Annotated in this window: 17 protein-coding genes; 4 read left to right on the top strand and 13 right to left on the bottom strand. The window is 61.6% G+C overall.

Annotation, left to right across the window (positions count from 1 at the left end):
* Positions 1–270 precede the first annotated feature (270 nt).
* The 10 genes from NMD1_RS00365 to NMD1_RS00320 form a co-directional block, all read right to left on the bottom strand.
* Positions 271–1,032, bottom strand: a complete 762-nt coding sequence (locus NMD1_RS00365) for an SDR family NAD(P)-dependent oxidoreductase (RefSeq protein ID WP_125953133.1) — start codon at positions 1,030–1,032, stop codon at positions 271–273.
* A complete protein-coding gene (gene hisD, locus NMD1_RS00360) occupies positions 1,032–2,363 on the bottom strand; it encodes a histidinol dehydrogenase (protein WP_125953132.1) in 1,332 nt (443 codons plus the stop codon). Before hisD ends, NMD1_RS00365 begins: the two co-directional genes overlap by 1 nt.
* Before the next feature lie 41 nt (positions 2,364–2,404).
* The gene (locus NMD1_RS00355) at positions 2,405–3,259 is read right to left on the bottom strand and encodes a fumarylacetoacetate hydrolase family protein (RefSeq protein ID WP_125953131.1); all 855 of its coding nucleotides are present in this window, start codon (positions 3,257–3,259) and stop codon (positions 2,405–2,407) included.
* 27 nt (positions 3,260–3,286) lie between these two features.
* Complete coding sequence (locus tag NMD1_RS00350) at positions 3,287–4,048, bottom strand: SDR family NAD(P)-dependent oxidoreductase (protein ID WP_125953130.1); 762 nt, start codon at positions 4,046–4,048, stop codon at positions 3,287–3,289.
* A 58-nt stretch (positions 4,049–4,106) separates the two neighbouring features.
* Positions 4,107–6,092, bottom strand: a complete 1,986-nt coding sequence (locus NMD1_RS00345) for a TonB-dependent receptor (RefSeq protein ID WP_158453830.1) — start codon at positions 6,090–6,092, stop codon at positions 4,107–4,109.
* 317 nt (positions 6,093–6,409) lie between these two features.
* Complete coding sequence (locus NMD1_RS00340) at positions 6,410–8,131, bottom strand: CocE/NonD family hydrolase (protein WP_199558028.1); 1,722 nt, start codon at positions 8,129–8,131, stop codon at positions 6,410–6,412.
* Positions 8,132–8,134: 3 nt separating this feature from the next.
* Entirely contained in the window at positions 8,135–8,569 is a 435-nt protein-coding gene (locus NMD1_RS00335) for a heme-binding protein (protein ID WP_199558027.1), read from the bottom strand.
* Positions 8,570–8,804: 235 nt separating this feature from the next.
* Positions 8,805–9,746 (bottom strand): LysR family transcriptional regulator, encoded by a 942-nt coding sequence (locus NMD1_RS00330; protein ID WP_125953128.1) that lies wholly within the window; start codon positions 9,744–9,746, stop codon positions 8,805–8,807.
* Positions 9,747–9,828: 82 nt separating this feature from the next.
* Positions 9,829–10,596: a glucose 1-dehydrogenase gene (locus NMD1_RS00325; RefSeq protein ID WP_125953127.1), complete on the bottom strand. Its 768-nt coding sequence runs from the start codon at positions 10,594–10,596 to the stop codon at positions 9,829–9,831.
* Positions 10,597–10,629: 33 nt separating this feature from the next.
* Positions 10,630–11,253 (bottom strand): TetR/AcrR family transcriptional regulator, encoded by a 624-nt coding sequence (locus tag NMD1_RS00320; protein WP_125953126.1) that lies wholly within the window; start codon positions 11,251–11,253, stop codon positions 10,630–10,632.
* A gap of 183 nt (positions 11,254–11,436) precedes the next feature.
* Here NMD1_RS00320 and NMD1_RS00315 point away from each other — a divergent pair, with 183 nt between their 5' ends.
* Complete coding sequence (locus NMD1_RS00315) at positions 11,437–12,663, top strand: acyl-CoA dehydrogenase family protein (protein WP_158453829.1); 1,227 nt, start codon at positions 11,437–11,439, stop codon at positions 12,661–12,663.
* Positions 12,657–13,631, top strand: coding sequence for a VOC family protein (locus NMD1_RS00310; protein WP_125953124.1), 975 nt, complete (start codon positions 12,657–12,659; stop codon positions 13,629–13,631). The genes NMD1_RS00315 and NMD1_RS00310 overlap by 7 nt, the downstream gene beginning before the upstream one ends.
* Positions 13,632–13,799: 168 nt before the next feature.
* Here the strand turns inward: NMD1_RS00310 and NMD1_RS00305 are convergent, their stop codons facing one another.
* Positions 13,800–14,258: a hypothetical protein gene (locus NMD1_RS00305; RefSeq protein WP_125953123.1), complete on the bottom strand. Its 459-nt coding sequence runs from the start codon at positions 14,256–14,258 to the stop codon at positions 13,800–13,802.
* Between the two features lie 354 nt (positions 14,259–14,612).
* Here NMD1_RS00305 and NMD1_RS00300 point away from each other — a divergent pair, with 354 nt between their 5' ends.
* Both NMD1_RS00300 and NMD1_RS00295 read left to right on the top strand, forming a co-directional pair.
* The gene (locus NMD1_RS00300) at positions 14,613–14,999 is read left to right on the top strand and encodes a hypothetical protein (RefSeq protein WP_125953122.1); all 387 of its coding nucleotides are present in this window, start codon (positions 14,613–14,615) and stop codon (positions 14,997–14,999) included.
* Positions 14,992–17,208 carry an SEC-C metal-binding domain-containing protein gene (locus NMD1_RS00295; RefSeq protein WP_125953121.1) on the top strand — a complete coding sequence of 739 codons (2,217 nt, stop codon included), beginning with the start codon at positions 14,992–14,994 and terminating at the stop codon, positions 17,206–17,208. The genes NMD1_RS00300 and NMD1_RS00295 overlap by 8 nt, the downstream gene beginning before the upstream one ends.
* 413 nt (positions 17,209–17,621) lie before the next feature.
* Here NMD1_RS00295 and NMD1_RS00290 read toward each other — a convergent pair whose 3' ends face one another.
* Together NMD1_RS00290 and NMD1_RS00285 are read right to left on the bottom strand one after the other, a co-directional pair.
* Positions 17,622–18,821 (bottom strand): IS91 family transposase, encoded by a 1,200-nt coding sequence (locus NMD1_RS00290; RefSeq protein WP_125953120.1) that lies wholly within the window; start codon positions 18,819–18,821, stop codon positions 17,622–17,624.
* A gap of 4 nt (positions 18,822–18,825) precedes the next feature.
* Positions 18,826–19,734 (bottom strand): tyrosine-type recombinase/integrase, encoded by a 909-nt coding sequence (locus NMD1_RS00285; protein ID WP_125953119.1) that lies wholly within the window; start codon positions 19,732–19,734, stop codon positions 18,826–18,828.
* Positions 19,735–20,114 lie beyond the last annotated feature (380 nt).

The following is a 20,114-nucleotide window of genomic DNA, read 5'->3' as shown; positions in this document are numbered from 1 at the left end:
GCTCGTTCAAGAGCGCGTGAACGTCTCCTTTTGCGGCGGCAGCCGATAAAACTATCGGCTTGAACTCAACGATCTCTCTTGCGGGCGGCCAAGAAGGCAGCGTTCGGCTGCGATAGGATCAATGGTCCTTGTCTATGGGGACAGGTCTGCAAGCTACGCGCCGGATTGCGCAAACTTTCCGCCGCTCGTTCAACGAGTTGGGACAGTCAGAAAGACGCTTCAACTTTACCATGGGGTGCTCAGCACGGGCGGTTAGCCTGAGAGGCTACGTCATTCTGCGGTCCACCCGCCATCGACGATGAGGCTGGCTCCGGTGATGAGGGATGATGCGTCGGAGGCGAGGAAGATAACCGCGCCCATGAGGTCTTGGACGGTGCCGAGGCGGCCGAGCTTGATCTTCTGGAGGACGCTGGCCCTGAAGGCTGGGTCTTCGAAGAAGGGTTTGGTCATCGGGGTTTCGATGAAGGTGGGGGCGATCGTGTTGGAGCGGATGCCGTGGGGGGCAAGGTCGAGCGCCATGGCCTTGTTCATGCCTTCCAGCGCCCACTTGCTGGCGCAATAGAGGCTGCGGCCAGGGCCGCCGACGTGGCCCATCTGGCTGCCCATGTGGATCAGGCTGCCCTGGATGCCATCGGCGATCATCCGTCTGGCGCAGGCCTGCGCCACGAAGAACGCGGACTTGAGGTTGAGATCGAGCACCGCGTCGTAATCGGCCTCGCTCACCTCCCACACCGGCTTGGGCCGGTTGGTGCCGGCATTGTTGACCAGCACATGGAACGCAGGCCGGCTCTCGAAGAACGCGGCCACCGCGGTCAGATCGGACACATCCAGCACTGACGCCCGCGCATTCGGCCCGATCGCGGCGGCGGCCTGCTCGATCTCCGGTGCCGTGCGCGCGGCCAGCGTCACCTCGGCCCCAGCCTGCGCCAGCGCCGCCGCGCAGGCGAGGCCAATGCCCCGCCCCGCCCCGGTGACGAGCGCACGGTGCCCGTCGAGCCGGAACGAGGGCGTTTGCGGCAGCGCTTCCGCCATCAGGCCACCGTCAGTTCGCTGGGTTCGGCCTGCCCGGCATAAGGCACCTCGCGATGGCCATAACGGCGCACACGCACATTGGCCTGCTCGCCATGCCCGGCAAAGCCTTCCAGCGCGCACAGGCGGCTGCAATATTCGCCGATCAACGCCGATGCCGCATCGCTGGTCACGCGCTGATAGGTGCAGGTCTTGAGGAACTTGCCCACCCACAGCCCGCCGGTATAGCGCGCCGCCTTCTTCGTTGGCAGCGTGTGGTTGGTGCCGATCACCTTGTCACCAAAACTGACATTGGTGCGCGGGCCCAGGAACAGCGCGCCGTAATTGGTCATGTTAGCGAGGAAGTAATCGGGATCGGCGGTCATCACCTGCACATGCTCGCTGGCGATCGCGTCGGCGATGCTGACCATCTCCTCATAGCTGTCGGCCACGATCACCTCGCCAAAGGCGTCCCACGCCTTGCGCGCGTGATCGGCGGTGGGCAGGATCTGCAGCAGCCGCTCGATCTCGACCATGGTCGCGCGCGCCAGCTTCTCCGAATTGGTCAGCAGCACGCCGGGGCTGTCCGGTCCGTGCTCGACCTGGCCCAGGATATCGGTCGCGGCCAGTTCGGGATCACAGCCCACCTCGTCGGCGATGATCAGGGTTTCGGTCGGCCCGGCGAACAGGTCGATGCCCACCCGGCCGAACAGCTGGCGCTTGGCTTCGGCCACGAAGGCGTTGCCCGGCCCCACCAGAATATCGACCGGATCGATCGTCTGCGTGCCCAGCGCCATCGCCCCGATGGCCTGGATGCCGCCCAGCGCGTAGATCACATCGGCCCCAGCCATGGCCTGCGCCGCCACGATCGCGCGCGCAGGCGTGCCCTGGAACGGCGGCGCGCAGGTGATCACCCGCTTCACCCCCGCCACCTTGGCGGTGATCACCGACATGTGCGCGGAGGCGAGCAGCGGATACTTGCCGCCCGGCACATAGCACCCCGCCGCGTTCACCGGCACGTTGCGGTGGCCCAGCACCACGCCGGGCAGCGTCTCCACCTCAACATCTTTCACGCTCTCGCGTTGGATCCGGGCAAAGTTCCTGACCTGCGCCTGCGCGAACTCGATGTCCTTGCGCTCCTGCGACGTCAGGCTGTCCACCGCCGCGTCGATCTCGGCCTGCGACAGGCGATAGTCCTCACGGTCCCACCCGTCGAACTTCACGCTCATCTCGCGCACCGCCGCATCCCCGCGACGCTCGATGTCCGCCAGCGCCGCCTCCACCACGTCACGCACCCGGCGATCCGCATCCACCTTTGCCTCAGCACTCGCCCCGCGCTTCAAATATTGCGCCATCGTACTGCTCCGACTTTTAGCCTGTGCCTGATATTCTGGCCTCAAGCGACGACGCGATTTTCTATCGCGCCAATGCCATCAACCTCACACCGCACCACGTCTCCCGGCTGGAGAAAGCTAGGCGGATTCATGGCAACGCCAACGCCTTCGGGCGTGCCGGTCGCAATCAGATCGCCGCTTTCGAGCGTGAAGGCCGTCGAAAGATAAGCGATTTGCTGCCAGAGGTTGAACACCATCTCCGACGTGTTGTTTTCCTGGCGAAGCTTGCCGTTGACGAAACAGCGCAGCGCCAGATTGTGCGGATCGTCGATCTCGTCGGCAGTCACGATCCAAGGACCGATCGGGCCATGCGTGTCGAATGACTTGCCCATCGTGAAGGTCGGCGAATGAAATTGCCAATCGCGGGCGCTTACGTCGTTGCAGATCAGATAACCGAACACGTGACGGCGCGCATCGTTCTCGCCTACGCCCTTGGCCGGCGCGCCGATGATCGCGCCCAGCTCAACCTCGTAGTCGAGCTTTTCGGTAACCCCCTTGACGATATCGTCAAAAGGGCCGGCGATGCAGCTCGTCTGCTTGTTGAACCAGTATTGCTGTTGGGGCTTGGGTACGCCGAGCTGTTCGGATTCGGCAATGTGCTTGCGGTAGTTCATGCCGATCGCGAGAAACTTTCCCGGCCGCTCCATCGGCGCCAGAAGCTGCGTGCCTGCACTGGGGCGGGTATGTTCACGTGCTGCGATAGTGTCTCTGATCCGGGCCAGTGCCGCATCGCCCCCGGCAACGATCGACAGCATGGTGGGGTAATCGGATTCGATCGGGCTCAGATCGATAATCGTTTCACCCTCAAGGGCGCCAAGATGCACCTTGCCGCCTTCGGAATAACGCAAAAGCTTCATAGAAACGCTCCGGAAATTTGTTCGAGGTTACCAGGCCGTGGTCCCACCATCTATGCGGATATCGGTCGCCGTGATGAACGAGCTTTCGTCCGAACCGAGGAAGACCGCCAAAGCGGCCACTTCCTCCGGCAGACCGGGCCGCCCCAGCATGATTTTCGTCAGCATGGGATCCCTGAAATCGGGATGCTGCAACAGATCCCTGGTCGCACCGGTTTCGATCAGCCCAGGCGAAAGCGAATTCGCGCGAATGCCGTGATGGCGCCCTTCCATGGCAAAGTGCCTAGTCATTGAAAGGACCGCGCCCTTGCCCGCCGAATGCGCCAAGCCGGGCAAGGCCTCATATCCGATCCAGGCTGATGCCGAGGCCATGTTGACGATCGCCCCGCCCCGCTCCGCAAGGGCCGGCCACGCGGCTTTCGTCAGATTGAAGACGATGCTGACTTCCGCATCGAGCGTGTACGCGAAATTCTCATGCGTTAAATCGTCAAGCCACGCAAAATGGGCATCCGCCGCACAGTTGAAGAGCACGTCTAGCCGGCCGAAATGCGAAAGCGCGCAATCCACCAGCGCCTGACACATCGAGGGATCGCGCGGATCGCAAGGGTGGATCGAGACCACTTCCCCCCCCGCATCCCGGACGCTTTTGACGCAGGCCTCCGCCGCTTCCGCGTTGATGTCGCATCCGACCACCTTGGCCCCCTCGCGCGCGAACATTTCCGCCGAGGCGCGGCCAATGCTCCCGCCCGTTCCGGTGATTAGGCAAACTTTTCCTGCAAGACGTCCAGCCATGTGCTTCGTCCTCGTGGCTAGGAGGGCCGGGCGAAACCGGCTCTTCGGCCCAGATCCATCAGTAGTTGAATGTCAACCGGGCGCCGAACGTCCGGGGAGGACCAAGCTGCGTGGCGGTGGGACCGGGGATACCGCCCAAGGCCGACGATCCGGGAACGGCCTTATCAAACAGGTTCTTCCCCCAGATACCCAGGCTCCAGCGATTGTTGTCGCTGTAGTAGGTGAGCGAAGCGTCCGCGAGCATGAAGTTGCCGAGGCGATCGCCGGGCACGTGCGCGAAATCCCCCCAATAGGACGATTCATATCGAGCATCGGCGCGCGCGCGGATATAGCCCGAAGGCAGGGCAAAATCGTGCGAATAGCCCGTGGTGACCGTCCATGCGGGGGCGAATGCGATCGAATTGCCGCTGTAGCTTGCACCGTTCGGCTGGACGAAATCCTCGTAGATGCCGTGCAGGTAACCCACCGAGAGATTCAACTGATCGGCGGAAGCGGGTTTTACGATGAGATCAGCCTGCACACCGTAAATCTCCGTGCGCTTGGCGTTGAAGATCGGGTTGAACGCCGCGCTGATATCATAGCTCTGCTGAAGCAGGTCGTTGTATATGTAATAATAGCCTTCCAGATTCAGCTGAACCATATCGTCCAGGAACCGGGACTTCACCCCCACCGAGAATGCATCGAGCGTCGATGGCTTCACCGCATTGTCAAACGTGGCGGATTTCGCCTTCTCGTTGAACGTGCCGGGCGTGTATCCGGTCTGGAAGCCGGCATAGGCCAGCACCTTGGGCGTGATATCGTAATCTGCCCCCACCTTGAAATCGACGTGCCGGTAGCTCTTGCCAAAATCGTAGAGCACGCCGTCATAACCCAGGCCCGCGCCTTCACGCTTGAAATAGCTGGCGCGTGCGCCCGCCGTGAAGCGGAGGCTGTCGCTCGCCGAATAGGTTAGCTGACCGTATGCGGAAAGGTTATCGAGGCGATCACGCGCGACATTGCTGATATAGACGCCGCCGCCGAACAGGGCGAACGCTCCGCTATTGGTGAGGCGCGATCCATACAGCCCTACCAGCCAGCGCAGGGGGCCTGCCTCTCCGAGCAGGCGGAATTCCTGAGAAACCTGCTTGTAGCGCGCAGTGATTTCCGCGGGGATCGAGGTCAGCCAGAATTTCTGGTCTGAATCGATGTATTGATAGGATGTGATCGAGGTCAGCGTGGTGCTGCCGAAATGGGCATCGAGCTGGGCGCCGACCGAATAGTTTTTGTAACGCTGGTCCTGTGCGGTAATTGCACCGAACGGCGCCAGAGGAGCCAGCGCCCCGGTGCGCGTGTCATCCCAGGGGTCGCCCGGATGAAGGTAGGCCCCGTTGCTCAAACCCCCGGTCGCCACATCGAATGACCGCGTGACAACGTTGATCGGATGGCCATCCTTTGTCGCGGCCGATCCCCAAAGATGTAGGGATACATTGTCGGACGGTGTGTAAAGTGCCGAAAGTCGGCCGACGAAGTCCTTTTGGGAATTCGCGCCGCTCTGCTGGTAGCCGCTATGGCCGGCGTAATCGACGGCGCCCCGGATCGCCAGGTCCTTCGAGACCGGAATATTCTGAACCGCGGTCACATGGAAAAATGCGTAGTTCCCGCCCTCCAGCGTGAGCTTCGTCTGATAGTGATCGACGGGGCGGTTGAAGTTGATGTTGACGGTGCCCCCCATCGCGGTTCCGCCATAAAGCGTGCCTTGCGGCCCCGGCAGCACCTCGATCTGGGCGACATCGAGGAAGCCCGCGCTCGCACCTTCGCGTGGCACAGACACGCCGTTCAGGTTCAACGCGACAACGGGCTGCACATTCGCGAAATCGAGCGAAGCGCCCACTCCGCGAATGAATACCTGCACAGACTGCTGCTCGATCTGGAAGCGCGCGCTCGGCACCAGTGCCTGCGCGGCGGGAAGATCATTGACCCCGCGTTCCGCAAGCGTTTGCCCCATGATCGCGGTGATCGCAGCGGGCGTCCTTTGCAACAGGGTGGAGCGCTTCTCCGCAGTCACCACAATGTCCTGAACGCCCTGGCTATCCTGGGGGCCATCGGCCGCGTCCGCCTGCGGCGGCGGAGCCTCCTGAGCGAACGCCGCGTTGCCGCAGGCAAGAGCCAGAGCCGATACACAACAAGCGAATGTCCGCTTCCAGACCATCGCAGCCTCCCCTTCCAAATGATTTTGAGATTTTCAAATTCGGCTAAAACGAATTCATTCTGTGGAAAATTACGAACAAAAATTCGTCATATTATTGATATTTATGCATCACTATTATCGTTGATCTGACAATACTAAGGAAAGTAATTTGTCGTATTATGCGTAATCGCTGATCAGAATCTTGGCTGATCGTTGAGGTCGCCAGCCTCCGAGATGTATGTTCCGATGCGATTGCCCTTCACGATGGGCACAAACAGGGCCGAGGGGTGCTCTGCATCGTGATGAATGGTCACCCAGGAGGGGCGCTGCTGCACGACGTGCCCCTTGCCCAACCGATCGAAGAAGGAATCCGATCGATCAGTGTCGCTCGAACTCACGCCTAGCGCGAGGCGATATCCCTGCTTGAACACATTCGCCGTCGGGATCAGGTTGATATCGAAACGATGTGGGCGATCGGCAGCGAGTGCGGCTTGCCCGGAAAAGGGATGATGCCAAAGCCACGGCCTCGATCGATCTTCGTCGCATTCCCTCATGCTCCCCCGCAACCAGCCGCGGGTCAGGAGCTTGCGATCTCCATCAGGCGCGATCTCCCACAGGGTGAGAAACAGAAGAAGTTCGGGCTGGGTGCTTGATGCATAGATCGTTGCGGTCAGCGGTCCGACAACTTCGGTTTCCTCGACCATCGGCGGCGTGGTGAACAAGATGCCGCCCCGCTCGTTGTAACGGTTATCCTCATAGCTGGTGCCGCCCTCGTGCGGCCAATGCTCATGCTCGGACAACAGGCCCTTGAAGTGGAGGTAGAATGGCTGCCAGACCGTTTCCGGCAGCGGCCAGGAATGGCTCTGTTTCCAGTTCCCGCCGCTCCCCATCATATAGAGATTGACCGCAGGCTCATCGAGATAGCCCGTGTCGTTACCCTTGAGCCAGTGATCGAACCAGCGCAGCGATTCCAGAGCATACTGGTAGATCGGTCGATCGAGATACATCGGCGGCCCGACGATGAGCTTCTTGGGCGCCGAAAGCTTCTCCCATGCCCTGAACTCACCCGGCAAATGCAGCATGTACATGTCCCAGGAGGCGCCGATCATCATCGGAACCTCGATGTCCTCCAGGCGAGGATTGCGCTCCTGCCAATAGGGCCCGTCATGCGCGTTGATGAGGACGTCTATGATGAGCGGGTTGCCGCCCTCCTCAGGCGCCCTGATCGCATTCGCCAGGGCGGGAACCGTCATCAGATCCTGGTCCGCACGCAGATCCTTGAGGCGGCGCTGATACTCGTCCTCGCCCAGGGCATCGCGGGACCAGCCCTTGATCCTCGATCCGTCGAGATGCCCGGCCCAGCTCGTTAGAAAGCCGGCGGCGAGGATGCCGCCGTGATAGAACTTGTCCCGATAGAAATCGTTGTAGCCGTACAGCCCGAACACGGCCTTGAGCGCGGGGGGATTGCGGGCTGCAACCTGCTTGGCGCAAACCGAGAAATAGGATGCGCCGAACATGCCCACGTTGCCCGTGCACCAGGATTGTTCTGCGATCCAGGCGATGATTTCGACGACATCGTCAACCTCACGCGGGCTGTAATGGGCGTATACGCCCTCTGACTGCCCCGTTCCGCGAGCATTGACGATCACATGGACATAGCCACGCCGAACATAGAAGTTCGGATCGCCGGCCTCGGCCTGGGCATTGGGCAGGTTGATCGCCTTGGGAATGGACGGAGCCGATTGCATGGCTTGATCATAGGCGTGGACGCCGACGATTGCCGGAAAGCGGCCGGTCGATTTCGGGCGGAACACATCGATCGAGATGTGGACGCCATCCGACATCTCGACCCTGACGTTGCGCTCGATCGTGACCCCGTGCTCGCGGGGCGAAACCTGCCAATTGAGGGAAAACATGCGTCAGGCCTGCAAGCCGGCGATCGCGGCTTCGGCGACCTTCAAATCCAGTTCCGCGGTGGCGCCACTCACGCCGACAGCCCCGACACAAACCCCGTCCACCAGGATCGGCACGCCGCCATCAATCACCGAGAAGTCTGCAAGGTGAGGCATGGAAAGAGATGAGCCTTCGTCGGAGGCAATGAAGGCGCGTACGCCGGTGGTCGGCGCGCCGGTAGCGGCGGCTGTCCAGGCCTTCTTGAAAGCCACCTGATAAGGCAGCACGCTTGCACCATCCATTTGGGCAACGGCTTTGACGTGCCCCGATCGATCGACCGCCACAAGAGACATGGGCACGCCCATCTGTTCGGCCGCGCTCACACCCGCCGCCAGCATCTTCTGCGCAGCCTTCAGCGACAGCATCGGGCAAGGGACCGCAATATTTTCCAAATCCGTCATGAGTCATCTTTCCAGGTCAACTGAATTGATCGAAGCGATGAATGCCAGATCCTGTAAAACGGGGAGCAGTCATTGGCTGACTCACAAATAACCACGGCGAGAATGACCGAAAATTGTTATTTCTTATGGTCTGTATTGGAGAGAATTATCGAATACGCGCGGCGCCTACATGCGGGCGATCAGCGCCGCGCAAACCCCGCCGGGGGCGTTTCACCATCAGGCATATCGTGGAATATCAATGGCCGATGAAGGCGGATGATCGCGAGAAATCTCTTAGGAAATGGCGCAGCCAGATGTGCGCGGGATCGTTCTCGTTGCGGCGATGCCAGATGAGCTTGTGATTGAGCGGCGCAAGTTTGAAAGGCGGCTCGAAGATGGCGATCCTGCCGGAGTGCGGCGACCTCTCCGCCACCTGGCGCGGCACGACGGCCGTCATCGATGTGCCGATCAATGCATCGATCGCCAGCGCGTATGTCGAAACGAGAAGCGGGGTCCGCGGTCGTTCCGGCATCGTGCTCAAGGTGCGCTCGACCGTGCTGCGAAAGTCGCCCCCGAACCGTGTTTCGACGTGGTCGGCAGCGCAGAAGGCCTCAAAGCTCACCCCGTTGCGGAAGCATTGGTTCGACTGATCGACGACGACGACATATTCGTCGCGAAACAAGGGCTCGCTGGCCAGCGATTCAAGATCGGTGATCGGATCCCACAAACCGGGCTCGTAAAGCTGCACGGCCAGATCGATTTCACCATCCTGAAGCCGCCGGAGCAGACCTGCCGTCACGAAGATATCGATCTGGCAGCGGAGATTGGGCGCCGCATCCCTGAGGCTGCGCATGGCCGGATTCCCGAAAATCTCGGCGACCGAACTAGACATCAGAAGACGAAAATTCCGGCTGTCGGTGGCCGGATCAAATTCGGACTGCCGATTGAGCACCGAACGAATTTCAAAGATAAGTTCTTTGACGGAATCGGCCAGTTGCTGGCCGAACGGCGTCACCTCCATCTGGCGACCAACCCTTTCCAGAAGCTGGTCGGAAAACTGCGTCCGCAATTTGCTGAGCGCAATGCTCATCGCGGGCTGGGTGACGCAAAGCCGAGATGCAGCTCGTGTCACGCTCCGTTCACTGAGCAGCGCATCCAGCGCGACCAGCAAATTGAGATCCATCCCGTCGAGGTGCATCCTTCTTGCCTTTCCGCGATTTCGGCCGGCGGTTCGCCGCAGGGATCAAAAGCCGTTTTCGTGTTACCGCCGCGTTTACGGCCTAGTTGACGAGATAACCACCATCGACAGGCATCGCGGCGCCATTGATGAAAGAGGCATGGTCCGAAAGCAGCCAGGCCACGGCCTCCCCGATTTCACGCGGCGTGGGGAACCGCCCCATCACATGGCGATCCTTCGCCCGGCCCAGGAATGCCTTGAACTCAGGCTGCTCTGCCAGGCGTGAAATCAGGTCGGTCTCCACAATTCCCGGCAACACGCTGTTCACGCGGACGTTTCTCGCTCCAAACTCGACAGCGGCAGCGCGGGTCAGCCCCACCACACCGTGCTTGGCGGAGACATATTCGGCGGCGTTGGCGATCGCGATCTGGCCAAGGCCGGAAGCCGTGTTGACGATCGCTCCTCCACCACTCCGCATCATCGCCGGAACCTGGTGCTTGATGCATAGAAATACGGCGGTGAGGTCGATCCGCAAGGCACGTTCCCACTGTTCCAGCCGCAATTCGGTGAGCGGAACATTGCTCTGCTCCACCCCCGCATTGTTGAACGCCCCGTCAAGCCGTCCGTAGTACGCCAGTGTTTCATCCACGAGTCGCGTGATCGCCGCTTCGGATTCGAGATCGGCTGCCAGAAAGATGGCTTCGCCACCCGCGCTGCGGACACTTTCGGCGGCCCGTTCCCCTGCCGTCTCGTCAATGTCGCTCACGACAAGGCGCGCGCCGTGCTCGGCCAGGACGGCGCAGGCAGCAGAGCCGATTCCCCCGCCCCCGCCGGTCAGCAGGATCACCTTTCCATTTAGCATCTTTTCCATTGATCATCCTCTTCCCGAATATTGCCGACGGGTTCAGCGCACCACGATTTCGGCCGCCAGTTCGATCTGGCTATTGAAGATCGCCAAAACCTCGTCGGCGCTGACAACACCAAGAAGGACGCGCTCATACGCATCCCCCAGCGCCGCCCAGAAGAACGCCCCGGCGCGCAATCGCGCTTCCTCAGGGCTAAATAGCTTGGCCAGGATCCTTTCGATCACCGAAATCGCCTGCCCAGGGCCGCCCTGATAGAACACGCCTCCCAAGCCATCGAAATGATTGATCTCACCGATCATCATCCGGAAGAGCATGACGATGTCGCGGCGCGTAATAAGATTCATGGCGACGTGACCGTAGTCGATCAGCATCGCCTTCGCTTCGTCTAGCGAATCCGCGCTTTCATAACGATCCGGCATGAGCATTTCACGGCACTGATCATTCATGCAGGCAATGAACAGTGTGCGCTTGTCGGCATACTGACGATACACCGTCATCTTCCCCACACCGGCTTCCTGCGCGATCGCATCCATGCTCGCGCGCTCATACCCACTGCGGAGAAACACGCGCTGCGCGGCCTGGAGGATTTGCGCCCTCTTTTCAGCCATGCGCGCGAACCGCTTGTCATCTGCGCTCCAAAGGCGGCGGTTTTCGCTTTTCATGTTGATACGATACTGTCTTGTATCATATTAAATCAAGTCCTATTTAGATGCCGACTCGCGGCGTGAGAGAGAGAAATTGCACCAGGCCCACGACCGCGGGCGAGCACCTCCAGTGAAACGAATACGACAACGGCGGCCACCCATATGACCAAGGGCAAACCGCGAAAAACAAGGAGATGGATCGTGGGCACATTGGTTCTCGATACGGACAGCGGCACCAACCTTCCTGTTCAACGAAGCGCCCGGTTCGCAACGCGCGCGGCAACGCTTCGTGATCTTATAAAGTCGGAAGCCGACAAACCGGAAAATGCCGGCGCCACATCGCTGAACGTGGTCGAGGCCATGCGCGAGGCGGGACTCTACTGGCTGCTGGTGCCCGAATCCATCGGCGGCGTGAACACGGGCATCAGTGAGTTCACCGCGCTGGCCGAAGAGGTTGCGAGCGCGGATTCATCGACCGGCTGGTCGCTCGCCGCACAAGGCATAGCCACCATGGTCGCGGCGACCTTCTGTTCGGATGCTCACGTCGAGCGGATGTTCGGCGGCGCACGCCTGCCGGTCATGAGCGCCACTTACGCACCGACCGGCAAGGCCGTGCAGACGGGCGACGCTTACACCGGCAGCGGCCGTTACAGTTTCGGTAGCGGTGTTTCCCATGCCGACTGGGTGTCTTCCGCCTTCGTGCTGCAGGACGGCGGCAAGCCGGTGATGCAGGCAGATGGCCAGCCGCGCGTGGTCGGTGCCTTCTTGCCCGCGGACAGGGTCAATATCCTGGGCAACTGGAATGTTGCGGGAATGGAGGCGACGGGCAGTTTCGACTATGAAGTTGCCGAGCAGACTTTTCCCCTGGATTGGACCTTCAACCAATACTGGACCGAACCGATGCGGCCATCACGCGCCGCAACGATCGGGACCCTGGTTTCGGTCTGCGCCGGGCATACAGGTGTGGCGCTGGGAATCGCCAGGCGCTCGCTTCACGAAGCCGCGCATGCCGCAAGTTTGAAGAAGCGCCTCTATGCCACCGCGTCCATTGCGGACACGCCGACCTTCAAGCTCGACTTCGTTCGGAACGAAGCGATATTTCAAGCGGCCCGCGCGCGCGCCTATGAACTCTTCGCCAATGCCGACCGCAAGGCAAATGCGAACCAGCCGCTGACCGAAACCGAGATTCAGCAAATTCGGCAGGTCACGACCTGGACTCACCAGATCTGCCGCGATGTTGCGGTTACGGCGTTCAGTTCGGTTTCCTCTTCGCTGCGCCGGCCGAGCATCCTGGCGCGCAACCTGATGGATGCAGCCGTTGCTGGCCAGCACTTCATCGTCAACGACATGAGCTTGTTCGACGCAGCGCCTTGCATCATCGACCAATGGGCCGACGAAAGCGCCCAGAGCGCGGGAGGCACATGGTGACCGGGGCGGTGCTTTCCCAGCCGGAAGCGGCAGGCATCCATTCGCTCGACCATTTTGCCTTAACCGTGCCCGACCTAGACGAAGCAAAGCGATTCTTTGAGGCGTTTGGCCTGGACGTAAAGGAAGAAGGCGGGGCGCTCGTACTCCATACCTTCGGTTCACCGCATATGTGGGCTAGGTTGTGCGAGGGGCCGTCAAAACGGCTGCGCTATTTGAGTTTCGCGGCCTATACCGAAGATCTGCCCCACTTCGAGGATCGGCTGAACAAGCTGGACATCGATCGGATCGACGCCCCGCAAGACGCACCGGACAACGGCGGTCTTTGGTTCCGCGATTTGAATGGTGTGCCGATACAGATCAAGGCGGGCGGCAAGAAAACGCCGGACGCCAAGGAGGGCAACGGCCAGCTTCCCAGCCCCGCAGGGTGCCGCAATGCGCCATTGCGAGGAACGCAACCGCCGGTCCACCCATCGCGCCTGTCGCATATCCTCCTACTCGTGCCCGACGTACCGGCTGCGGTAGAGTTCTATGCGAACGCCCTGGGTTTGCGGCTTTCGGACAAATCCGGGGATGTCGTTGCGTTCACCCACGCCAGGCATGGATCCGATCATCATTTGATCGCCTTCGGGAAATCCAGCGGAACAGGATTGCATCATTCGAGCTGGGATGTCCCGTCGATCGATCACATCGGCCGGGGCGCCGCACAGATGCACCTTGCAGGATATGAACATGGCTGGGGCCTAGGGCGCCATGTGCTTGGCTCCAACTACTTCTACTACGCCCGCGACCCGTGGGGCAGCTATGCGGAATATTCGTACGACATAGATTACATTCCCAAAGGCGTATCGTGGGAACCTACATCGCCGCCCATAGACAATTCCTTCTACCTCTGGGCTCCACTCCCGCCCGAGGATTTCACGCATAACTACGAAGATGCGCTTTCAGTCGCGCCTGCCGTGCATGTCTGATTAACAATGGGCAGGTTTCAGGGAGCAGCGCCTATCAGTCGAATGACCGCTCTTAAGGCGGAGCGTGACGCCGCCACGCTGGCGAAGGCTATCGCCATCCCCGCGCAAAACCTGGCTTGGCGGACACGATAACATTGCGGCCATTCGTTTTTTGCGTAATTCATAGCCTCATGAATTGGCCATCGCTCCCAACCCAAGGTTTTCTGGCAGGTCGATCCGCGAAAATGGATGACGTTGACCAAGGTAACGCGGTTTTCTGCCAGCAATCGTCGCAAGGGGCGCAGCCTTAGCGCTCTTGACGTTTTGATCCCGCAGTACGCTTTGTGGCGCGGAGAAGACGGCGATCGGCCAAGCATTCTCGTTCAAGCCGAGGCACATATTCATAACCCACAAGGCGATCCCATTTTCGGGCTGAGAACTTTTGACGGCAACGCATTGGTCGCAGATGGCAGCGAGGTGGTTTTGCTGGGGCAGAATTTGCCGGATTAGATAGCGGAGCGTCCGCTGCCCCGCCATTGGCGCCGATCGGCGATGCTTACGGCTTCGTTGTAAGCCGCCGCTCGCCGCCTCTCCCCAGAAGATGAACGAAGGAGCGGTTTCGTGGCCGGCCTCCAGGCCCTGCAACATCTCCTCTTGCGGCGGCATTTTCCATCACAGCGCACAGGCGGCAGGCGACCAACTCATGCCCTTCGATTGCATTGGCGGGAATGTCGGCTCACGTTCCGACTGGCCATTCGCAAGTTGGAATACTGCCGAGCGCAGAGGCGGGGCCGCGCGGTCATTCGACAGACCGACAGCAGATGCCAAGGGACTTGATGATCGCGACGCAATCACACGATGATCGAGACGCATTGCTGGCCGCCATCGTCATCGAACTCGGCAGCGGGAATCGGTCGGCCGGCGTCGCGCGCACGGCACACTTTTCGCGAACAACGCGCTCCAATATGGCGCGTGAACTACAGCTTCTGATACAGTGCCTTCATGAGCAAATGGATATTCACGACAAAGAACAAGGGCGACGTCGAGATCGAATGGACCGACGACGACGAGGCGATTGTCAGGACCCTCGCGACCCCTCCCGAACTGATTGGCAGCATCACCTTCAGGCACATCGAAGGCGCGGACCGCTATGACGAAGATCACTTCGTGGTCACCAATATGTATCTCGACGGACCGAAGGGCAGGGGCGACTACATTAAGCAGGGGATCGGACAGGAGATCATCTCGAGCAGTCCGATCCCAGTCACCTTCCATGTCGATGACGGCAACCGGCGCGACGATGGCGGACATCTCACCGGCGACGGACCGGGATTCGCCCGGAAAATGGTCGCGAAGGGCCTCGCCCACTGGGAGCAAGGCGATGAGTGAACTGGCAGCACCGACGACGCAAGCCGACGGGTCGGCGGAGAGCGGAGTGCGGCCGCGGGTTCCCACGCGACGGCCTGAGCAGGAGGTGTTCGACGAGATCGCGGAACTGACCGCCACCCCCGGCTACGCACACGTGATCGCCTTCCTGTGCGTGCGCGACAACTTCGTGTGGCATCGCCGCGACGGGATGAAGGCCGAGGACATGCAGCATCTCTATTCGAGGTCGCGGCTGATCCGGACTGAGATGTCCACGCTCATCGGGCTAATGGTGCGCGCCGGTGGCGATCTGGCCGCTCCGGCACCCACCGACGTCGACGCGCTCGTCAAGCGGACCGACGCCCTGATGGAGGAACTGCACCGGTGCATGGGCGCGCCGACGCTCGACGGCATGTTCGCGGCGTTCGAGGCCGGCGAGACCCCGCCCAACCCTTGGGAAAGCGGCGGTGCGATGCGCGAGCCGATCTTCTATGGCGGCGAAGGCGCTTTCTCATTCCAGAACTGCGACTTCGCGATCGAGAAGTATGCGGCCGACGACCCCTGGCTGAAGAAGCATCGGAAGGCCGGAATCGCCGATATGGTCGCCTTCGCTAAGGCCGCCGCCGACATCCAGAACGGCAAGGTCTCTGGCGCGATGGCGGCGGGCGCAAACACGCCAGGCGATCCGCGCCTTCTCGAGGCGTTCACGCTGACCGCCGCCGAGATCGCTCCCGTCGCCGGCCTCGGCGAGGATACCGCGAGCGCCTGCATCGACGCATTCACGCTGCCGGTGGGCCGCGGAAATCCGACCTTCGCCACGATCAGCGACTTCAACGCCGTTAACGGGTCGCCGGTGCTGGAGACGGGCGACGGGCGCCACCTGCTCTTCCACTTCAACGCGCTGGCGGAGGCCGTCTACGAGTCGCCCTTCTACTGGATGTTCGAGGACAAGCCCTACAGACCGGCGATGTCCGACCACCGCGGCGACTTCACCGAGGCGTTCGCCGTCGATCGCCTGTCTCGAGTGTTCGGTCCGGCCCGGGTGCACAGGGGCGTGAACGTCGACCGCGCAAAGGGCGACCGCGTCGGCGAGATCGACGTGCTAGTGCTGTTCGCCGACCGGGCGATCGTGCTGCAGGCCAAGTCGAAGCGCCTCACTCTCGCCGCGCGCAAGGGCAACGACCTTCAGCTGCGCGGCGACTTCAAGGGCGCGGTCCAGGACGCCTATGATCAAGCCATGGACTGCTCCGCCGCGCTGTCGGACCGTTCGCTTCGCTTCAGCACCGCCGACGGCACAACGATCGAGATCCCACCCGGGATCTCGCAGGTGTTCCCGGTGTGCCTGGTGTCGGACCACTACCCGGCGCTGGCCTTCCAGACGGACCAGTTCCTGGTGCGTCGGGAAGAGCCCAAGGTCCTCGCCCCGCTCGTCATCGACGTCTTCACGCTGGACGTTATGGCCGAGATGCTCGAGCGGCCGATCCGCTTCCTGAGCTATCTCGAGCTGCGCGCGATCCACGGACCGAAGGTCCTCATCCATCACGAGATCACGCTGCTGTCCTACCACCTAAAATACAATCTGTGGCTGGAGAAGGAGCACGACATGGTCGTGTTCGAGGACGACTTCGCGGCCGACATTGAGATCGCAATGGGTGTGCGGAGAATGGGTCAACCCGGCGCGCGGACGCCTAGGGGCGTGCTCACCGTAATCGCCGGATCGAGACTGGACAGGCTCATTCGCGCGATCGAAGCGAACCCGACCGGCACGCTGACCGACACGGTCATGCTCGCCTATCAGCTCGCCGAGAATGGCATCACGGAACTGCGCGACAACCTGGAGACGGTGGTCGCGAAGGCCGGGTGGCGGGGGGAGTCGAACTTCGTACTCGGCTTCGGCGGATCGGGCATCGCCATACACTGCAACGCTGACACCGACGCCAACAGTCTGGCCAGGATCGACGACCACATGCGCGCGCGCAAGTACCGCGGTCGCGCGGACAGCTGGTATGGTATCGTTATCGCACCCGGCGGAACGCTGCGCTTCGGGCACAAGGTCGAGTTTCCCTGGAAGCACGATAGCCGGGCCGAACGCGCCGCCGATAGGATCATCAAGCGCCCAGTCACGACCCTCGCCGCACCGCGGCCCGCGCTGGCCGGGCGGAACGCCCCCTGTCATTGCGGCAGCGGCCTGAAATATAAGAAATGTCACCTGAATCTTGATCAATTCGGGTGAAAGCCGGCAGTCGGCTGTTGGTTCAGTCATTCGAGCACAACATCCGTGCGAGGCGGAGCGTCTGCTTTCGCCCAGAACCGCAATTTGCGTCGCGAAGCGGGAACGACGGCTTCGTCGAAGGGTTTCGGGCGCCGGCAGGCGTACGAAAGTCTTACAAGTACGACCCGCAGTGAGGCTCGCACAGGTCTATGGGTAAAAGGACATTGGTGTGGATTGGGGTGACTGAAGCGAGCCTACCGGCCAGCCCGTGACGGGCGGAACAGCATAGAAGTCAGTTGGCCATTGTGCTCGTAGCGCCGCTGATCCTGCTGGCAACGAGCGCAATTTTGACGGTGCTGGCGGCGTTGGCACACCTACACCCATGGGCCGGGTCGCAGTGTCCGCGGCCATCATGCGGGGTAAGCCATGCCGGGTCATGACGTGTTTCTCCGGGCGGGCGGCGCTGGCGCGGGTGGCCCGCGCGGTTGGCACCAGCGGGTGAAGGCCTCAATGATGGTCATATGCCCGCCGCAGCAAGGGCATGGCGGCCGGTGATCGGGCGGTTCGTCGGGTTCGGTGTCGGTCTCCTCAAGCGGCGCGGCGACGCCCAGCAGTTTGCGGGCCAGCACCATGGCTTCTTTGTGCGTTGAACTGGCGAGCAGGCCATAGTGCCGGATGCGGTGGAAGCCGCGCGGCAGGACGTGGATCAGGAAGCGGCGGATGAACTCGTCGGTGGCCAGCGTCATGACCTGCTGGCGTTCGGTGCCATCGCGGCGATAGTCCTTGTATCGGAACGTCACGCCGGTCTCGTCGAAGCCGATGAGCCGCCGGTTCGAGATGGCAACGCGGTGGGTGTAGCGCGAGAGATAGGCCAACACGGCCTGCGGTCCGGCGAAGGGTGGCTTGGCATAGACCACCCAGCGCTTTTTCCGGATCGGCGACAGATCCCGCAGGAAGGCCTTGCGTGTCGCGAGGTCAGCCAGGGTGCCGAAGAAGCCCAGCTTGCCGGCGTCGAACAGCGCCAGCAGGCGGGTGAGGAACAGCCGGCGGAACAAGGCGCCCAGCACACGCACCGGCAGTAGGAACGCGGGGCGCGATGATATCCATCGCGTGCTGTCGAGCGCGATGCCACCGCCAGGTACGATCATGTGCACATGCGGGTGGTGGGTCAGCGCCGATCCCCACGTGTGCAAGACAGCGGTGATCCCGACCCGCGCGCCGAGGTGCTTGGGATCGGCGGCGATGGTCAGCATGGTGTCCGCAGCAGCGCGGAACAGCAGATCATAGACCACCGCCTTGTTCTGCCAGGCAATGTCGGCGATCTCGGCAGGCACGGTGAACACCACGTGGAAGTAGCCTACCGGCAACAGGTCAGCTTCGCGTGCCGCCAGCCAGGTGCGCGCGGCGGCGCCCTGACATTTGGGACAGTGCCGGTTGCGGCACGAGTTGTAGGCGATCTGCCAATGCCCGCAATCGTCGCAGGCCTCGACGTGGCCGCCCAGCGCGGCGGTGCGGCAATTCTCGATGGCCGTCATGACCTTGAGCTGGCCAAGGCTGAGATGCCCGGCATGGGCTGCGCGATACGCGAGCCCGGCGCTACGGAAGATATCGGCGACCTCGAGCGAGGCGCGCACCGGCTCAGCCGGGAGGAGCCACCTGCGCCTCGAGCAGCGTCGTCAACGTGTCCAGCGGACTGATGACCGCGCGCACCGTTCGGGTTGCGACCGTGGTGTAGAAAGCGGTGGTCTCGAGGTTCGCATGCCCGAGCAGCGCCTGGATGATCCGAATATCGACGCCGTCTTCCAACAGATGCGTGGCGAAGCTGTGCCGCAGAGTGTGAGGGCCGACCCGCTTTTTGATACCCGCAGCCTCGGCAGCATCGACAACGATCCGATGGAGCTGCCTGGTACTAAGCGGCTTGAGATAGTGCATGCCCGGGAACAGCCAGCCATCGGCGTGCATGACGCCTTGCTTGCGGCCAACCGTCCACCACTCGCGCAAAAGGGCAAGAAGGTCAGCGGGCAGGAGCGCATTGCGATAGCGCCCGCCTTTACCGCGCTCCACGCGCAGGAGCATGCGCTTGCTGTCGACATCGCGGACCTTCAGCATCGTCACTTCGGCGGCGCGCAAGCCAGCGCCATAGGCAACGGACAGTGCAGCCTTGTGCTTCAGGCAGTTGGTCGCGCCGAGGAGAAGCACGACCTCTTCGCGGCTGAGGACAATGGGCAAGGAGCGCGGATTCTTGACCGTGTAGAGCTTGCGGGACAGATCCGGGCGATCAATGGTATGCGTGAAGAAGAAACGCAGCGCAGAAACGATGCTGTTCATGGTCGGGATCCCTATGCCCGCCTCACGCTGTTCGACCTGGAATTGCCGGAGCTCTTCTGCCGTCGCAGTATCGGGAGGCCGCCCAAGATATGTAGCGAACCTCGCGACATGCCGCACGTAATCAAACTGGGTCTTACGCGTGAACCGGCGCATGTTCATGTCTTCGATCATGCGCTGACGCAGGGAAGTGACGGGAGCATCAGACAGAACATTGGTCATGATACGACTCCTTGGTTGAAAGGAGCCGCAATCGTCTGCCTACCTGGACCAGACCTCAACTTAGACCCAGACCGCCGATCACTGGCCAGGCCTCAAAACAAGCGCCACTCCCGCGCCAGCGGGTTCGTACTTGTCCCACGATGCCGCGTTCGCCTCCGGTAGAAGGCAACCAAAACCGGTCCGTCGCCCGATAGACTTCTGGCAGTGGGCTAATCGGCCATGCCGCCCGTAGTCTTGTTCTGGATGCTTTATACTTACCGACCGGCCGCTTCATATGCGTAGATTTTCGAACCGCGGCTGTGCATTATTGACCATGGCTTTTGGCTAACGGGGCAGCGTAAGCGAGGCTTGGAGTTGCCTATGCGGGCTGGACACCCTGC

It is taken from the genome of Novosphingobium sp. MD-1 (genome assembly GCF_001014975.1).
GTDB lineage: Bacteria > Pseudomonadota > Alphaproteobacteria > Sphingomonadales > Sphingomonadaceae > Novosphingobium.
The sequence above is the reverse complement of the archived record's forward strand: the minus strand, read 5'-3'. Positions and strand labels throughout refer to the sequence as shown.

What these genes read in the sequence shown, in the direction of transcription:
- NMD1_RS00365 (WP_125953133.1), bottom strand. Translation starts at nt 1,032, where the DNA reads ATGGCGGAAGCGCTGCCGCAAACGCCCTCGTTCCGGCTCGACGGGCAC.
- hisD (WP_125953132.1), bottom strand. Translation starts at nt 2,363, where the DNA reads ATGGCGCAATATTTGAAGCGCGGGGCGAGTGCTGAGGCAAAGGTGGAT.
- NMD1_RS00355 (WP_125953131.1), bottom strand. Translation starts at nt 3,259, where the DNA reads ATGAAGCTTTTGCGTTATTCCGAAGGCGGCAAGGTGCATCTTGGCGCC.
- NMD1_RS00350 (WP_125953130.1), bottom strand. Translation starts at nt 4,048, where the DNA reads ATGGCTGGACGTCTTGCAGGAAAAGTTTGCCTAATCACCGGAACGGGC.
- NMD1_RS00340 (WP_199558028.1), bottom strand. Translation starts at nt 8,131, where the DNA reads ATGTTTTCCCTCAATTGGCAGGTTTCGCCCCGCGAGCACGGGGTCACG.
- NMD1_RS00335 (WP_199558027.1), bottom strand. Translation starts at nt 8,569, where the DNA reads ATGACGGATTTGGAAAATATTGCGGTCCCTTGCCCGATGCTGTCGCTG.
- NMD1_RS00330 (WP_125953128.1), bottom strand. Translation starts at nt 9,746, where the DNA reads ATGCACCTCGACGGGATGGATCTCAATTTGCTGGTCGCGCTGGATGCG.
- NMD1_RS00325 (WP_125953127.1), bottom strand. Translation starts at nt 10,596, where the DNA reads ATGGAAAAGATGCTAAATGGAAAGGTGATCCTGCTGACCGGCGGGGGC.
- NMD1_RS00320 (WP_125953126.1), bottom strand. Translation starts at nt 11,253, where the DNA reads ATGAAAAGCGAAAACCGCCGCCTTTGGAGCGCAGATGACAAGCGGTTC.
- NMD1_RS00310 (WP_125953124.1), top strand. Translation starts at nt 12,657, where the DNA reads ATGGTGACCGGGGCGGTGCTTTCCCAGCCGGAAGCGGCAGGCATCCAT.
- NMD1_RS00305 (WP_125953123.1), bottom strand. Translation starts at nt 14,258, where the DNA reads ATGTTGCAGGGCCTGGAGGCCGGCCACGAAACCGCTCCTTCGTTCATC.
- NMD1_RS00300 (WP_125953122.1), top strand. Translation starts at nt 14,613, where the DNA reads ATGAGCAAATGGATATTCACGACAAAGAACAAGGGCGACGTCGAGATC.
- NMD1_RS00295 (WP_125953121.1), top strand. Translation starts at nt 14,992, where the DNA reads ATGAGTGAACTGGCAGCACCGACGACGCAAGCCGACGGGTCGGCGGAG.
- NMD1_RS00285 (WP_125953119.1), bottom strand. Translation starts at nt 19,734, where the DNA reads ATGACCAATGTTCTGTCTGATGCTCCCGTCACTTCCCTGCGTCAGCGC.